Genomic DNA, 16,300 nt, shown 5'->3' with positions numbered 1-16,300 from the left:
TCACCCAGCGGCTCTCGCTCGACCATTGTCGCGCGCACGCAATACTGCGAAGGTACGATGATGGGATTCATAGAACGCGGAGCGACAGGCTGCGCTTCCTTCCACTCCGGCTCTAGTCTTGGTCTTATGTCAGCCTATGAAGCGAGTCGTTGGCCGTCTGGCCATAAGGCGCCAAAAAAGCCGGCAAGACCCGCATCGAAAGAGCCGCATCTCTGCTCGACGCGAGATCTAGCTGCTGTGCGAGAACGAGGCCTGCCGGGAGAGGGACAGCGAATTCTCCCATTCTTGTCGGCGACGCAAACGCCCGGGCCCGGCGAAATTGGCGCGGACGGACAGTATCAATTCTACGATCGAGGGGCAGCCGGGTGGCAAATATTCATTTGACGCGCTGCCAATTCCTGATTCCCTTCGCTGATATCCTTAGCGATATCGGCGCATCGACAGGTTCGTTTCTAGAAAGATCTCGTCTTCCGGCATCGCTGGAAGAAAAGGCCAACCACTACGTACCGATACTGCAGGCAATCGACTTCGCGGAAATCGCCCGGAGGTCGCAAGGCATTACAGATTTCGGATACCACGCCTCCCGACGTCTGCACTATTGTCACCTGAGCGAGAAAACCCGGACCCTGATCAGCCATGCCCCGACGCTGTTGGTCGCGCTGCAGCAGGCCTGCAAATGGGCGTCGATCGAGGACTCGAACTTGAGCAACTGGATCGAGCGATACGACGATCACGTGAGGTTTTGCAGCAGACTCACTGGAACAAAAGGGCTCCTGCATCTCGAGCATTCGCAATGGCTCCAGAATATTTTCCCCCATATACATGGTCCAGCAATTCGCCGGGCCGGATTGGGCCCCGGCAACAATGGCCTTTGAAGCCCGCTATACGCCCAGCCCCGCGTGTCAATCATTCTGGCCAAACACGCGCTTCCTGTCCGGTCAGGACGCATCGTGGATCGATATTCCCATCTCCCTCCTCAGCCTCGTCAATCGCGCAAACGAAAAAATGCTTTCTCCGCAGGACGATGGGGCTGGCCCAGCAGGTCATGATATTATCGCAACTCTCAAATTGATGTTGCCGTCTTATCTGGGTGAAAGACTTCCTGCTCTCGCTGAAATCGCGGAGATGGCTGGCGCAAGCACCAGGAGCTTGCAACGCAAGCTCGCGCACGCCGGCCTGACATACTCGGATCTGATCGATACCATTCGGTTCGAAAATGCCAGAAAGCTTTTACGCGACACGGATTTCAAGATCATCGAAATCGCATTCGCCTCCGGCTACACTGATCCGGCGCACTTCACCCGTGCCTTCCGCCGAATTGCCGGTGCCGCTCCGCGGCAGTATCGGGAGGAATCGCGACAATGATTAGAGGCGCACTTCGCCAAAGCTCGGCCCGTACATGCTGACCAAGCGCGATTTCCTGCGATCTGCCGCACTTGCGACCACCACCGTGGCTGGCACCAAATCAAACCAAGCTTGGGCCCAATCATCAGTGCGCCCGGGCTTGCCGCGACCGGGGTCGAGAGTCTGATCCATGCGCGCCGGGCCACGCTGAATACGTCATAATTGGACGTTGCCCATTTCTACCGATTGCTTGGCGATCACACGTTCGCAGCCCCATTCCAAGCAAATCGAGCCCTCGACAACGGCAATCGATGACTTAAGCGATGTTGTCCCCGCTTAACCAACCACTCATTTCGCGAAACACACTACTTAGGAAATGGCTTGCTTCGCAGCCGGCGCCTCTCCTCGGATGCTACCGCTAGCCCTACGAAATCGCAGAAGATCGTAGTTTGGCGTAGAAAATCGTACGATTGGTAGCGGGGGAGCGAATCGAACCCCCGAAAATGTTTTTTGTCGTCACTATAGTCCGCAGAATTTTTCGCCGTAGGCTGGCCCCGAGCGCTACTCCTACGTGCACAAATTGATCCTCTGCCAGGCGCTTATCGACGCTATCGCGCAAAATCGTAGTCTGGCGCACAAAAGCGTAGTTTTGGTGCCCAGGGAGGGAATCAAACGCAACCACCGACACGAAGAACCGCTGTTTGTCCTTCGTATGGTGGCGTGAGCGCTTGGCACGGTGGGGGAGCTTCGGTACATCGCAAAATCCGCAATGGCGGGAGCCTGCTTTGCTATTGGCAGCCTAATTCACTGGGAAGCACCTTATGCCCGCCGGAACCCGCTGCCTGTTCGACCCCCTAGTAGATTCAAATCCTGGAGGCGCAACCACCGATACCGACAATCGATTCAAGTTGCGATCTGACTGTGGGATAACCTATTGATCTTTCTTGATGTAACGGCCGCAGCGGTCGCGTTCTGTTCACGGCCGTTTCACCCCACTTCGTTGCGGCGTCCTGGGCGCGAACGAGAGTGGCCCAAGATCTGGGCACCCCCTCCTGAAATCGATCGACCGGCAAATTAAGAGTCAGCCCTGGCCTGAGAAAACTCAGTGACTTACTGATCTCGATTAGACGTCATTTGTCCCTATCGACGGCCCGGCAGCGGATTCCAACTTGCGCGCCGGGCCGGCGAGATGAGCGCGCCAAGCTCTCATCTCGCCGGCTGCTCGTCATTTCACGAGCGCATCATACGCTCGAGACCGGAGCAGCCTTCATCGCCGGCTCCGAGTCCGCATCGGCTTTGAAGCCCTTCGCGGACAAATCCCGACCGAGCGTCTCAGGAAGCAGAAGAGAGGCCAGAACGAAGGTAGCTGCGGCGGGAAGAGCCACGGCGACCATGCCGTTCAGCAGGCTTCCGCCGAAATGAGCGGCCGCGAGGGGCACGATAACCGGCGCGATGCTGCCAAGGCCACGACCGCCCATATAGAATGTGGACACCGCCGTCGCGCGCAGATTGACCGGATAGAGCTCCGATATCCAGACGCCCGTCACGCCGAGCGCGACGTTGCCAATCCCGAAACCGATATAGAGCCAGAACATCGGCCACCCGGTCTTCGAGCCGGCATAGAGCTGACCTCCCCATACCGCCATGCCAACCAGGGAACCGATCCAGAACAATGCCGGCACGAGAGCACCGAACCGGCGGCCAGCCCTGTCGTTGAAAAAGCCGTTGGCGAGATAGCAGATGCCGCTGACCACGGAAAGAAGAACGGCCGTGGTGCGAACCACGTCGCCCGGCGTGTGCATGTCCCGGAGCAACAGCGTCGGAATGAAGGAGACGACACTGTAGTAGCAAAGCATGTAGCTCATCAGCCACACGCAGGCAGTGACGGTCTGGCGCGCCAGCCCGTTGCGGAACAGATCGGCCAGGGGAAGAGTGCGGGCTGCCTCTGCAACCTGACCGGCCTTGCGTTGGGCCTCGTACTCCAGCCAGATTTTCGATTCAGGCATGAAGAAGCGGATGAAAATGATCAGCAGGATCGGCACTCCGCCGCTCAGCAGGCCGATGCGCCAGCTCCACTCGTCGCTGAACGTCGCGATAAGCCAGATTCCGACGATCGACGCCGTGGACGATGCGATCACGGCGCAGCCCTGCAGCGCAGCCGCGCCCAGGCCGCGGCTGCCTTTCTTCCAGGCCTCGTTGAAAAGCACCATGCCAACGCCGTACTCGCCGCCAAGACCGATGCCGGTGATGAACCGCAGCACCGCAAGCGACCAATAATTCCATGCGAACGCGGAAATAATCGCCGCGACCGAGAACAGCGCGATCGTGAGCTGAAGCGAGGTCTTTCGGCCAAGGCGATCACCGATGACGCCGAACAGGGCCCCGCCGATCGCCGATCCGAAGAGTGTCAGGGCCTGCAGAGAGCCGATCTCGGTCAACGATAGCGACATTGAGCGCTGGATCGCGGGTAGGAGAAACGGAAAGATCAGGACATCGTAGAAGTCGAGAATGTATCCCAGCATCGCCGAGATCATGATCGAATAGCGTTGCCTGGCCGTGTAATCTTCCGCGCCTGAGACGGTTTTAGACATGCAGTGCGTTTCCCGTTGAAAGAGCTGAACAGTGGATGATCGTCGCCGAAGCGCTTTCCGCGTCATTGGGAGCCGCAACTGCGGCTCCGGGTCCCGGTTCGATGGCGAGGCCTAGCGGCCGGGCGCCCTCAACTCCGGGTAGGCAAACTCGCCCTTGTCGAGGATGTGGATATCGTCGAGCCAGAGACTGCAGCCGCGAAGCGGGATATCGAGATGACACGGCGTGTCGTTCGTGCCGCCAAGCTCGGTATTCGGTCCCGTCGAGAACAGAACGTTTCCATAAAAGGAAAGCGCGTTCATGATGTGCTCCGACGCGAGCTGCTGAGATGCAGCTATATGGTGCCAGTCGGCGCGCTCATTCGATCCCCACCCGATATGCGAGATTGCCCAACCTCGCGGATCGCCGAAACTGTCGATATAGTTCCTGATGAGCGTCGCGTCGGTGCCCTCGCCCTTGAGGTCGACGATGTAGCCGTCCTTGATGGTGAGCGTGACCGGAGACTGGATGTAGCGCTTGAATGCGCAGAGAATGTCGCCCGGCATCAGAACGACAGTGCCGTTGACGTCCCCATCCGTGGCTTGCGTGAAAGCAAATCCTGACGGGAAATGATCCCAGCGGCCCGGTTCATCGGTGTATCCATACTCGGAAATGACCGGATATTGCTTTAGGCCGTAGGTCACATCCGTTCCGCCCGGCGACGTGATGCGCATGGTTCTGGCTGACTGCAGGAGCGTTCGTGAGAGCTCGGTTCGCCGGCGGAGATCCTCAGTCGGGAACATCTTTTTGAGAATGTGGAACGGCTCCATGACGCGCAGAATGCGCGTGCCTGCCTCCTGAATTTCGAGCTGCTCGCGCGAGAACAGCAGGCCCAGAAGATCAATCACCATATCCACGCGCTTGAGCGTGTCGATCGCCGGCTGGTTGCCGCTCAGCGCGTGTCTGCCCTGCTGGCCCGCAACCTTGCTCTGGCCGTACTTTGGAACATTGAGGTGGAAGGTTGTCGCGCCAAGGCTCCGCGCGGCCAGCATGAACGTCTGGGCATACTCCGACTGATCCTCGCCGCCGCTCAGGACAGCTACGACCTCGCCTTCGCTCACCCTGCAAAGTGCAAGTTCGGCCTTGAAGAGTTCGAGCATTTCAACATCGATGCGTTGCCGGGTCATCTTCAGTCATCTCCTTCCAGGCATGTATTCGCAGCGCTCCGACCGGTCTTTCGAGTGGTCAGGCGAGGACGTCGCTGACGATCGAAAGGAAGCCTTCCGTGTCGTCGATGTGCATTTGGTGACCTGCGCTCTCCAGTCGCTTGATCTCGATGGACGGCAATAATCTTTGAATCTCTCTTTCATCTTCGGGACGGATGACGTCGCCTTTGCCCGCAACGAGCAGCCAGGTGCGGACGCTGAGGTTGGCGAGATCATTGTGAATGTCATCGTGATGAAAGCCCTTGTGACTTTCGATCAGGGCGCGCTCATCGCAGGTGTGCATCCACTCGGCCCGGGCACGAATGTGCTTTTCGGGCCAGCGCGGCGCGGACGGGCTCCGCAGCACCGCGTCCGCCTCTCCAAGGCTTGCGCTATGAAGCAGCTTGAGAAGAGGCCCGATCGGACTCGGGTAGGCGCGACGTCCGGGGCCGGAGACCGGTGGATCGACCAGGATCAACTGCTTTATGGACGATGGATGCCAGCGCGCGGCACGAATTCCGATCCGGGCCCCCATGGAGTGGCCGAGCAGGGTATACGCGCCTATTTCCAGCGCCTCGGCGAACGAGACCAGATCGGAGGCGCAGGCATCCAGCGAATAATTGAGGTGCGGTCCGCTTTCGGAAAGGCCGCGCCCCCGGACGTCGAGTACATAGACGTCATTTCTGATGCACAAACGTTCCGCGATGAACGCCCATTGTGCCGCGGCCGTGGAGATGCCCGGGACGATGATGATGGCAGGACCGGATCCGCCGAAGCGCAGGTAATGCTGGCGGATGCCGTTTGCGCGCACGTGAGCGCCGTAGAGCAGACCGGAGACCTGGGCGACACTCATGTCGGGCGATCCTGCGTACGATCGGCCGGCAGAGCATGAAGCCGCTCGATGGCTTCCGAGGTGGGCATCACATCTGCGTACTTGCTGGCTATATCGAACAGGTTGACGGCGTGCGAAGTCGGCGATCGATCGTAGACGGCATCGCTTGGTACGATCGATTTGAAATTCAGCGCGCAGGCATCGACCACCGATGCCCGGACGCAGCCGCTGGTCGTGCAGCCGGTCACCACCAGTGAATCGATCCCGGCCCCGACGAGATACGTCGTGAGCGGGGTGCCGAAGAATGCGCTTGCCTGCGTCTTTGGCAGCAGCAGTTCTCCCGGCTCTGGAACCACCTCGCGAACAAAGTCGTAGCCCTCGGGCGGAATCTGCATGATGCCTGGAATTTTTGCCGCGAATGCCCCCTGGTCATGGCTGACCTTGCAGGCGACATGCGGAAATATCACCGGCCATCTTCTGCCGCGAAACAACCGTATCAGATCGGCAATCTGCGCTATGGCGTACCAACCAGCCTCACCACAGCTGGTTGGATATTGCTTGATCGCCTCGCGGATCGGCATCGGCCGGTCACCGACCGAGCGGTACTGCACGTCAATCACCAGCAGCGCGGGCCGCTTGCCGAATCCAGCCGCGCCACCCAATCCTGCGATCGCATAGGTCTCGCGCTCTTCGAGCGGTATCACCCTGTCCCAGGGCTGCTCTTTGCCGATCATCCTTGTGCACCGGTGCTCGTGGGGAGAGATGTCAATGAAGAGGAATGGCGGTCGCGTCGTATTGGTAGATCCAGTCGTAACGAGCGGCGGTCGCTTCCGGCGCCCACTGCGTCCTGATGTAGTCTCCCGCCGTTTCGGCCCTGGAGAGCGCCGAGTTGTGGAAGATCGGCAGCATCCCGGCCGCGGACTTCACAACCCTGGTTGTGCGGTCCAGGCGCAGGCTCTGATATGTCTGAAAAGCTCTCGCTGGATCGCCGGGGTGCTGCTCGAGGCATCGGGCGAGAACGGAGGCGTCCTCCAATGCCATGTTCACTCCCTGACCGAGATATGGCAGCATGGAGTGGCACGCATCTCCAAGAAGCGTGACCCGTCCTTGCGACCAACCGGCCAGCGTGGGCCGCACGAACAGGCCCCACTTGTGAAGGCTCTCGACGTTGCTGACGAGCGCGATGATGTCGGGATGCCAGCCCACGAAGTCCTTCAGGCACTCCTCGACAGATCCTTTCTCCGACCAGGATTCCAGAAGCCAGTCGTTGCGATCGACCTGCCCCGAGAACGTGATCAATTCCGTGTTCTGCCAGCGGACCGGATATGCCGTGACATGCGCGGTCGGCCCGATCCATGTCGACACCACGGGCTCGCGCTGATGCGGCTCGAGCCGGTCGACCGGCACAAGACCACGCCAGGCGATGGCGTTGGTGTACTGGCTTTCGATCTGGCCGATCAGCCCGGTTCGGACCTTCGAATGCGAACCGTCGGCGCCGATCAGCGCCCGACCTTCGATCTCGCGGCCGTCCGCGAGCCGAGCCCGAATCCCGTCCCGGCTCTGGCTGAATCCCACAACATGGGCGTTCAGATGGATGGCGTCCGCCTTCAATCGCCGTACGCCGTCGACAAGGATCTTCAACAGGTGCGCGCGCAGCAGAAGGTAGGGTTGGTTACGGGCTGCGTCGGTGCTCCGGTCATACAGGGACCACGTTTCACCGGTGTTCCAGAGCCGGATGGAACGTCGCTCGGCCGCGATGCAATTCTGTTCGACTTGCTCGGCGAGGCCGAGATCGCGAAGTACGCGCACACCGTTCATGGAGACCCAAAGGCCGGCGCCAACTTCACGCAACTCGGACGCCTGCTCGAAAACGTCGCAATCGATGCCGCGTCGGAGCAGCGATAACGCCATCGCCAAACCGCCGATGCCGGCGCCCGCGATCAAGACGCTCGTCCTTTTGACCTGATCAATACTCATGATACCTCCAGAAAGTAGCTGCGCCGTCTCGCGCGGTTTCAAGCGGCATCCTGCCGGCCCGCAAGGCTCTTCACGGCTTCGAAAATCTTGGTGTAACCGGTGCAGCGGCAAAGATTGCCGTCGAGATAGTGCCGGATTTCCGCGTCTGTCGGATGTAGCGTGGTCTTCAAGAGCGCCGTGACCGCCATGATGAACCCGGGCGTGCAGAAGCCGCACTGCAGGCCGCCATGAAGGACGAACGCCTGCTGGATCGGGGATAGTCCGTCCGGCGGCGTGACACCCTCGATTGTGGTGACCTCGCGGCGGTCCACATCGACCGCGAGCGTTGTGCAGCTCGAGATCGGCTCGCCGTCGAGGAGGACCGTGCAAGCGCCGCACACTTCCATGTCGCAGGAACGTTTCGTTCCCTTCAGGCCCAAACGATCTCGGATAAGGTCGATCAGGAGCATATGTGCCGGGACGTCGACGGCGATCGTCTTGCCGTTCAACGAGAAGGAGATCGCCAATACCTGTGTCATTTCAGCCAGCTCCCGCCGGCGATGACAGCCTCATCGGCGCTACGCAGAAGAAGCACGCCTGCAAGATGACGCTTGTAATCAGCCCCGCCATGCCGATCGGCGTTGACTTCAAGCTGATCCAACGCTGCGGAAAGAGCAGTCTCAATCGCCTGACGAGCCTCTGCTACCGCTACGTTTCGGAGGGCATCCTCCACGGCCAGCAAAGGCTGTGGCCGCGAACCAAGCGCACCGACTCGTACCCGGGCGCTCGTGATAGTGCTCCCGCCGGCGTTCAGTGACCAGGCCATCGCGACGTTCACGGAAGGCCTCTCACCATGCTTGAACCGGCGATAGGTTACGGGCCCCGCTGGCAGCGGGAACACGATCACTCTCAGCAGCTCGTGAGGTTCGCGCACCGTTTCCATTTCGCTTCGGATGAAATCATCGGCGTGAATTTCACGCGTGCCCCGTGATCCCTCGAGCACCAGCCGCGCGTTGAGGGCGGCGAGCATCGTCGGCGGATCGGCGTGAGGCTCTCCGAAGCAGAGATTGCCGCCGATTGTTCCGACGTTCCGGACCCTGATGTTTGCCACCTCGGCGCAGAGCGATGCGAGCGCCGGCACGTGCTCGCGGATAACGGGATCGCCGCTGATCTTCCTGTGCGTGCAGCGCGCGCCGATCTCGATCTCGTTCATGCCGTTGACGGCAATGCAATCGAGCCCAGGGATGCCCTTGATGTCGATGAGGCGGTCTGCACGGATGACGCGCATTTTCAGCGCGAGCAGCAATTCGGTCCCGCCGGCGTAGAACATGCCGTCGCCGGAATCGCCGACGGCACGAACGGCATCGGCAATCGTCGAAGGCCGCTCGAATTGGAAGGGTGACGGCAGCATGATCAGGCCGCGCCCAGCATTTCTTTGAGCCGCTTCTCGAATTCTTCGAAGTTCTGATCGACCCGGCGTTTGATGATGCCGAACCCCATGGTCGCAAGCCGGCCCTGCACGTCGACTTTCGCGTCCACGGCAAATGTGGACCCAGAACCGGCCTGCGTGACGGTCACGTCGAGGACAACTGCCAGCCGCGTTCCTGTGATCTTGTCGCGGCCCGTAGCGCGAGTGCGCACGTGAGACGGCTCGGTAATCGATTCAACGATGATGTCAGCCGGCACTTCGAGCTTGAACGGACCGATCTTCTGCTTGACGGTTGCTTTGTAGGCTGCAAGCCGCTGGATTTCCTCGACGCTTTCGCACCCGGGAATGCAGCTCGATATGCGTGGAACGTCGAGCAGCGTGCTCCAAAGCTGCGCCGGGGTCGCCGGCACCGCCATTGACATGTTGAATTCCATCAATTCAGTTCCTCTTCTGGAGTGCGCGCCACACTTTTTCGGGTGTCATTGGCAGATCGGTGATTCTGATGCCGTAGGCGGCGAACAGCGCGTTGGCGATCGCCGGTGCGACCGGCAGGATCGCTCCCTCGCCCATTCCTTTGGCGCCGCCAGGTCCGGGGCCGTCGCCGTTTTCGACCAGTATCGTGTCGAACGAGGGCGGCACGTCGGTGATCCGCGGTATCGAATAATCGATCGGCGTCGCGTTGACGGGTTGCCCGTCCTCGAACTCGAGCGCCTCGTGAAGCGCGTGACCGAGCCCCATGACAGCAGCGCCCTCATCCTGACCTTCCGCAGCGACGCGATTGATCACACGGCCGACGTCGGCGGCGCTGGCGTACCGAGGCACACGGACCTCGCCGGTTTCCTCATCGACCACGATCTCTGCGAGAGCCGCGGATGTCTCCCAGAACAGAGGTGACTCCGCCAGGGAGCCTTTCTTCGAACGCGGCGTGATGGCGCCGCGGCCGACGACTTCTCCCGAATCGACACCCAGGCTGCGGTGAAATATCTGATGGAAAGTGAGAACGTCTGGACCGGTCGAGACGCCTCCCTCGACGAGTGACAGGCCGTCGCGGGGAAGCTCCCAGACCTCGGCAACCAGATCGAGAATCTGATCGGCTGCGTCGAGAGCGGCGCTCTCGACAGAGAGGCCGACGACGACCGTCGAGCGGCTCGCACCGGTACCCCAGTCGTAAGGAGCGACCGCTGTATCCGAGCGCAGGACGGTGACCGCAGACACCTTCTGCTTCAATGTCTGCGCCGCGATTTGGGCCATCGTCGCGTGCGCACCCTGACCAACCTCGATGCTCGAGACCGAAACGAGAATCGACCCATCGATCTTGAGACGCACGATCGCGTTGCTGATCGGCGTATTCGCCGGATCGGTTGCGGCAAGCGCCAATCCATGCGCCTTGCGGTTGGAGGGTTGCGCGTCCGGCGCGAGCGACCGCGTCACCCGGCCGATCAACTCGCTCATGTCCATGTCGAGCGCGCGCAGGTCGGGGCGAATGCGCTCACCACGTGAGGCCAGGTTCAGCATGCGGAACTCGATCGGGTCCATGCCGATTGCCGCCGCCACATTGTCCATGTGCGATTCCTTGGCCCAAACCGCCTGCGGGCCACCGATTGAGCGGAATGCCGCGCCAGGGACGGTGTTCGTGTAAACCGCACATGCTTCGAGCCGCATGTTCGGCACCACGTATGGCCCCATGATGCGATTCGCCGATTTCGTGGCGACTGCTGAGCCCGTATCTGAATACGCTCCGCCGTCGAGCAGAAGCCTGGCGCTCTTCGCGAGGATCCGTCCGTTGGTATCCACCGCGGTTCGAACCGTGATGTCAGCGCCGAGCCTTCGGCAGGTGAGCATCGATTCGGCCATGGATTGAGCGACACGAACTGGGCGCCGCACCTTCCAGGATGCGGCGGCGACCAATGGTTCGATCTTGACGGATGCCTTGCCGCCGAATCCCCCGCCAACGAACGGGACGATCACGCGGACCTTGGCCAGCGCCAGGCCAAACAGCCTGGACAGGACCTTCTGAACCGCGGTCGGCGTCTGCGCACCTGCCCAGACCGTCAGGGAGTCTCCATGGAAGTCGGCGATGACCGCATGCGGCTCCATCGCGAAATGCGAGATCGCCGGAAACGTGAAGTGGTCTTCGTGAACGTACGCCGCGGCCGCCTCCGCGGCGTCAACATCTCCAACGTTGTTCCTGTAAGTGTGGAAGATGTTGCTGCCCGGTGTCGGCCGGGCGCCGCCCTTGAAGTAGAAGTCTTCGAGGTTTTCGTGATGCTCATGGATGAGCGGCGCATCCGCCATCATCGCTTCACGGATGGTCGTTGCATGAGGGAGTTCGTCGTACGCGATCTCGACAAGCTCCGCGGCGGCTTCGGCGATCTCGATGGTCTCAGCGATCACCACGGCGACCGGCTCGCCCACATACCGGACCCGGTCGATTGCCATGATCGGCCGGTCCCTGAGCACGACACCCCAGCAACCGAACGAGACGACATCCGCTCCGATGAGCACGTCGACGACGCCGGGCACGGACCTGGCAACGCTCGCGTCAATCGACGAGATGCGCGCGTGAGTAGCCGGCGAACGAACCACAAAGCCGTGCAGCATCCCCGGGATCACGAGGTCGGTAACGTATTCTGCCCGCCCCGTAACCTTCTCGATGAGGTCGGGTCGTACGGCACTCATGCTGTCAGTGACCGACATGCTCGGATCCGGGGTGCGAGGTCGCCGCCGATGGTCAGAAAGCCTGCGCGGCTCCTTCCAGGGGGCAATTCTCAACCCCTATCCTATTTATCGCTCGTATGCAAGCGCTACGCTCGCGTACAAGTGATTGATCACCCACCGGACGGATAGGCCTCGCCGTCAGACGGCATGGATTCTTGGGGGCAACGAATGTACACAAATGATCAACTCGGGACTTCCGAGGCCGAGCCATCCAGCTTTGTTCAAGCCGAGCCACGGCCAAGTGCCGCAAGAGGACGAAAATCGTGCAACCGAAAACCAGGACGGCTCCGACGGAGAAGCCGAAAGAGGCCGCACAGTCTTACAGGTTGGACGATGCACCAGGATTCCTGTTGCGCGTCGCGCTCCGTACCCACACATCGATCTTTGTCGCGAAAATGATCGAAGAACTGACCCCACCCCAATTCTCGACGCTGGCGAAGCTGAGGGAAGTCGGATCATGTTCTCAAAATCACCTGGGACGACTGATCCACTATGATTCAGCAACGATCACTGGCGTCATCAATCGCCTCAAATCGCGTGGGCTGATCAAGAGCTCCAAGGATCCTTTGGATCCACGACGACGGCAGATCGAACTAACAGACAAAGGGAGGCGGACGGCGGACGCTGCGATCGAGACCATTGGCGAGATTTCCGGCGAGACATTCGCCCCCTTGACCAGGGAAGAATTTCGGACCCTGACCGAAATCCTCAAGAAAATCATACGCCGCTGAGCCACACAGCGCTGAGCCGGCCGACAAGCTGATCCCGCAAACCCTTCAGCCGCCGCCAGGCAAAAAAAATGGCCCGGCACGAGCCGGGCCAAGTCCAGGGAGGAAGCGAAGGATGTGGATCCTTCGCAAACGCCGATCGCGGATCTCGATCGAAGACAGCCCAACGAACGATCTCAGCGGCAGAACTATCCGGTATGCCGCCCGGCATTTTGTGCTGAAGAAGGGGGAACTGCGCTAGTTTCCGGCATTTTCGCGTGACAAGGCCGGGATGAGCCACATCGGCGCGCGCCATGCTGCATGGACCGGAGGCCAGTTGGTCGATAGCCGATGACGGCCCGATCACAACAATTGATGCAGCCCATCACTGGCCATATCTCGAATGCCGGCATTCGTCGCACGATTGATCGACGCGTTCCCTGAGCGGCTAATCCGCGCGTCTGCGCAGGGCCCGGACAATTTTTGTCCTGAAGCGCGCGAGATCAAACAGCAATCTGGGTGCTCTCCTGATCGCAATCGCTTTACCCACGATCGCGAGCCGCAGAACGCGGACCAATCTCGCCAGGCCCAATTCCATGAATGCCTGCCGGACATGTGGCTGGTCGGCGATCGAAAGCATATTGTCCGCTACCACGATGGACGATCTGAGCTCGGGTTTCTTCTGCAGAACAAAGTCACGGCATGCTGCCGCGAACTCCAGCTCCTGAGCGCTCAAGGATATGCTGAAGATAGTTCGATTATCCTCCGCCATATTCAATTGCCCCCGAACGATCGCCCGGCGCGGCCTTCCGTCTCTCGACGTCACAGCCTGCGCGGCCTGGCTTTCGCCTTCCAATCGGCAATACGTACGTGCCGGCTTTCTGCGAAATTGTTCCTTGGTAGCATTGGGGGCCACGGCATTTTCTGGCGAAAACCCTTGCGGACAACGTGAAAACGCGATCGGCGGAGCCGATTGACGCGGGAACGCGGCATTTTCTACCGTCGGGACGGTGCCCGGTCTGGCGCCCTGAGACGCGTCTTGTCGCAGCAGCTTCCTGCGTTGAGCCTTCCGGCTGCTGTCCCATCGCGGAGCCCGGCGATGAGCAGCCGCGACAGTCACCGAGATCCTCGTTCCCGGAAGGGACGAGGCTAATCCGCAGGATCAGATCCTTGCATCCTCGCGTTACTTTTCGGTGACGAGCATTTCCCGGAGCGCTATCGTCACCCGGACTCCAGGCGCGCCCCTTATTTCCGCCTCCTGAATTGCGGGAGCCGTAGCCAATAACGAGCGAATTCGATGAGCGTGTTATCCACGTCCGAAATGGATCCTGGTTTTGCCAGAATGAATTTGCCCGAGCTTCGGATCAACTACGATCCGATTGATCCGGATCAGTTCGATCGGCCGATCACCTCATTCTGCATCGAAACCGGTGAAGACAACGACGAGCTTCCGCTCCACTCACACAAGAAAGGGCAACTCGTTGTCGCTTCACATGGATCGGTGATGTGTCGTGCCCCCGGCGGACTATGGATCGTTCCGCCGCAGGGTGCCGTGTGGATACCGGCCGGCGTCATGCACAGCAATTGCGTCTCGGACAATGGAACGGTCTACGTCGTCTTCATCGATCCGCAGGCGAGTACGCTTCCGAGCACATGCTGCACATTCACGATATCATCGCTCGTCCGTGAACTGATACATCGGCTCTCCGTTTTTCCTCCCCTGTATCCGGTCGAGGGGCCGACCAGCCGGCTCGGACGCGTGCTGCTCGACGAATTGGTGCAGATGTCCACCGAACAGATGTACTTGCCCATCTCCACCGACAGCCGGCTTCAGCATCTCGCGGCATCGCTGCTTAATGACCCCGGCGATCGCAGCACGATCGACGAACTAGCGACCAGATATGCGATGAGTGTCCGGACCTTCGCCCGCCTGGTCTTGAAGGAAACCGGGATGACGTTCGGACGCTGGCGACAGCGCCTTCACATCCTCGTCGCGCTGCAAAGGCTGTCTGCGGGATCTTCCGTTCAGGCCGTCTCGCTCGATCTGGGCTATGAAACCCCCAGCGCCTTCATAACAATGTTCAAGAAGGCAATGGGCAAGAGCCCGCGCCGCTTCCTTGCCGAGCGATCCAGCTTCGTCGGCCGTGAGCCCTTGGCTTGAAGACCTTCGCCCGGGAGCCCCGGCCCCAACATCGCCCGCTGGGGCCGTAGCTCGCGGCGTCTCCTATCGCGAGTTGAATGGGACGAGAGGGTATTGGAGCGCAGCTTCGGCGACCGACTGCGGCGCCACCACACGAGGCTTCCCGTTCTGCCCTTGAAGGATGGTCACGTCGCTGCCCATATTCTGGCCATTGGCGTCGAACTTGATCTTGCCGCTGGACATCAGGATAGGCGTCATGTCCGTTCCTTTAAGCGCGGCGTGGATCGCAGCGGACTCGGAAGAACCGGCGCGGCTTACGGCGTCCGCAACAATCTGAACAGCTTCGAAAGCACAGCCTGAATTCCCGTCGACCCAGTCATTTGGATAATCGGACGCGAATCGCTTCAGGATCGCCGCGGCGTCGGGCGCTTTCGGATTGTACCACAGGGTCGAGAGTATCGCGCCGTCGCCGTACTTGCCCAAGGCGTCATAGTACGCCTTGTCCTGCGCGCCATTCGAGTTGGGTGAGAAGATCATTTTGGGATTCCACCCCTGCTTGGTGCATTCCCGAATGATCATGATGGCGTCGTTGACACGCGTCACGGAGACCAACGCGTCCGCGCCTGACGCTTTGGCTTTTGCAACCTCGACCGAGAGATCCTTGGCTCTTTCATCGTATGGAATATACTCGGCAATCCTGAGAGGTACTTCGACCTCCTTCCAGGCCTGATCGATGCTCGCCGCGGTCGACTGTCCCATCGTATTGTTGAGGTGCATTACGGCGGCGCTTGTTGGAGCGTCCTTGATCGAGGACAGGATGGACTTCAGCTCCATGAGGGACTTCCTGACGATTGTCAGGGACGTCGGGTAATACCTGAACACCTCGGTGAATCCTTGAGAGGTCACCTGGGTCGCGCTCGCGATGTGAACCACCATAGGCACCTTTGCGGCCTCTGCGGCCTGAAGCGCGGAGATGGTTGCTCCGGAATCCCAAGCGCCGATAAGTGCCGTGCACCCCTGTCTGATCAGGTTCTCGGCGGCAATCCGTCCGTTTTCCGGCCGGCTTTGCGTGTCCGCATGGATGATTTGCAGCTCTATACCGAACTTCTCCTTTGCGAACTTCGCACCGACATCGATGCCGCGTACGCAAGCCTGCCCCGGAAAGGCCAGGACGCCACTACTCGGATTGATTGCGCCGACGCGGACCTTGGCTGGGGTGGCCGCTCTTGACTGCCACGATGCGAGTCCGACTGCGGCGCCAATTCCGCTACCGATCAAGGACCGGCGGGTCAAACCGCTTTCGCTGTGCTTTCTCATGTAGTTCCCCCTTTGGTTGGCTGTAAGAATATTGATGCGGTCTGATAGCGCTCACTGAACAGTGAGGCGCTATCGCGCCAGGGA

15 protein-coding genes are annotated in these 16,300 nt (G+C 60.4%); 4 read left to right on the top strand and 11 right to left on the bottom strand.

Features of this window, described 5'->3' with window-relative positions:
* The first annotated feature begins 365 nt into the window (after positions 1–365).
* Entirely contained in the window at positions 366–875 is a 510-nt protein-coding gene (locus ACVIYL_RS12985) for a hypothetical protein (protein ID WP_456778742.1), read from the top strand.
* Entirely contained in the window at positions 865–1,365 is a 501-nt protein-coding gene (locus ACVIYL_RS12980; RefSeq protein ID WP_456778741.1) for a helix-turn-helix transcriptional regulator, read from the top strand. The genes ACVIYL_RS12985 and ACVIYL_RS12980 overlap by 11 nt, the downstream gene beginning before the upstream one ends.
* 1,220 nt (positions 1,366–2,585) lie before the next feature.
* On the opposite strand, the gene ACVIYL_RS12975 is transcribed toward ACVIYL_RS12980, so the two are convergent.
* The 9 genes from ACVIYL_RS12975 to ACVIYL_RS12935 all read right to left on the bottom strand — a co-directional run bounded on the left by ACVIYL_RS12975 (position 2,586) and on the right by ACVIYL_RS12935 (position 12,031).
* A complete protein-coding gene (locus ACVIYL_RS12975; protein ID WP_456778740.1) occupies positions 2,586–3,935 on the bottom strand; it encodes an MFS transporter in 1,350 nt (449 codons plus the stop codon).
* A 111-nt stretch (positions 3,936–4,046) separates the two neighbouring features.
* Entirely contained in the window at positions 4,047–5,099 is a 1,053-nt protein-coding gene (locus ACVIYL_RS12970) for a leucyl aminopeptidase (RefSeq protein ID WP_456778739.1), read from the bottom strand.
* Between the two features lie 58 nt (positions 5,100–5,157).
* The gene (locus ACVIYL_RS12965; RefSeq protein ID WP_456778738.1) at positions 5,158–5,970 is read right to left on the bottom strand and encodes an alpha/beta fold hydrolase; all 813 of its coding nucleotides are present in this window, start codon (positions 5,968–5,970) and stop codon (positions 5,158–5,160) included.
* Complete coding sequence (locus ACVIYL_RS12960) at positions 5,967–6,683, bottom strand: isochorismatase family protein (RefSeq protein ID WP_456778737.1); 717 nt, start codon at positions 6,681–6,683, stop codon at positions 5,967–5,969. Before ACVIYL_RS12960 ends, ACVIYL_RS12965 begins: the two co-directional genes overlap by 4 nt.
* A gap of 31 nt (positions 6,684–6,714) precedes the next feature.
* Positions 6,715–7,926: an FAD-dependent monooxygenase gene (locus tag ACVIYL_RS12955; RefSeq protein WP_456778736.1), complete on the bottom strand. Its 1,212-nt coding sequence runs from the start codon at positions 7,924–7,926 to the stop codon at positions 6,715–6,717.
* A 38-nt stretch (positions 7,927–7,964) separates the two neighbouring features.
* Positions 7,965–8,444 (bottom strand): (2Fe-2S)-binding protein, encoded by a 480-nt coding sequence (locus tag ACVIYL_RS12950; RefSeq protein WP_456778735.1) that lies wholly within the window; start codon positions 8,442–8,444, stop codon positions 7,965–7,967.
* Positions 8,441–9,316 carry an FAD binding domain-containing protein gene (locus ACVIYL_RS12945; RefSeq protein ID WP_456778734.1) on the bottom strand — a complete coding sequence of 292 codons (876 nt, stop codon included), beginning with the start codon at positions 9,314–9,316 and terminating at the stop codon, positions 8,441–8,443. Before ACVIYL_RS12945 ends, ACVIYL_RS12950 begins: the two co-directional genes overlap by 4 nt.
* A gap of 2 nt (positions 9,317–9,318) precedes the next feature.
* A complete protein-coding gene (locus ACVIYL_RS12940) occupies positions 9,319–9,768 on the bottom strand; it encodes a CoxG family protein (protein WP_137483550.1) in 450 nt (149 codons plus the stop codon).
* Positions 9,769–9,772: 4 nt separating this feature from the next.
* The gene (locus ACVIYL_RS12935; protein WP_456778733.1) at positions 9,773–12,031 is read right to left on the bottom strand and encodes a xanthine dehydrogenase family protein molybdopterin-binding subunit; all 2,259 of its coding nucleotides are present in this window, start codon (positions 12,029–12,031) and stop codon (positions 9,773–9,775) included.
* A 284-nt stretch (positions 12,032–12,315) separates the two neighbouring features.
* Here ACVIYL_RS12935 and ACVIYL_RS12930 point away from each other — a divergent pair, with 284 nt between their 5' ends.
* Positions 12,316–12,783, top strand: a complete 468-nt coding sequence (locus ACVIYL_RS12930) for a MarR family winged helix-turn-helix transcriptional regulator (RefSeq protein WP_456778732.1) — start codon at positions 12,316–12,318, stop codon at positions 12,781–12,783.
* 424 nt (positions 12,784–13,207) lie between these two features.
* Here ACVIYL_RS12930 and ACVIYL_RS12925 read toward each other — a convergent pair whose 3' ends face one another.
* Positions 13,208–13,879: a hypothetical protein gene (locus ACVIYL_RS12925; RefSeq protein WP_456778731.1), complete on the bottom strand. Its 672-nt coding sequence runs from the start codon at positions 13,877–13,879 to the stop codon at positions 13,208–13,210.
* 177 nt (positions 13,880–14,056) lie between these two features.
* Between ACVIYL_RS12925 and ACVIYL_RS12920 the strand changes: the two genes are divergently transcribed.
* Positions 14,057–14,920, top strand: coding sequence for an AraC family transcriptional regulator (locus ACVIYL_RS12920; RefSeq protein WP_456778730.1), 864 nt, complete (start codon positions 14,057–14,059; stop codon positions 14,918–14,920).
* 63 nt (positions 14,921–14,983) lie between these two features.
* Here ACVIYL_RS12920 and ACVIYL_RS12915 read toward each other — a convergent pair whose 3' ends face one another.
* Positions 14,984–16,216: an ABC transporter substrate-binding protein gene (locus tag ACVIYL_RS12915; protein WP_456778729.1), complete on the bottom strand. Its 1,233-nt coding sequence runs from the start codon at positions 16,214–16,216 to the stop codon at positions 14,984–14,986.
* Positions 16,217–16,300: the final 84 nt, after the last annotated feature.

It is taken from the genome of Bradyrhizobium sp. USDA 3315 (assembly GCF_054056795.1).
This window is presented reverse-complemented; position numbering and strand designations above follow the sequence as displayed.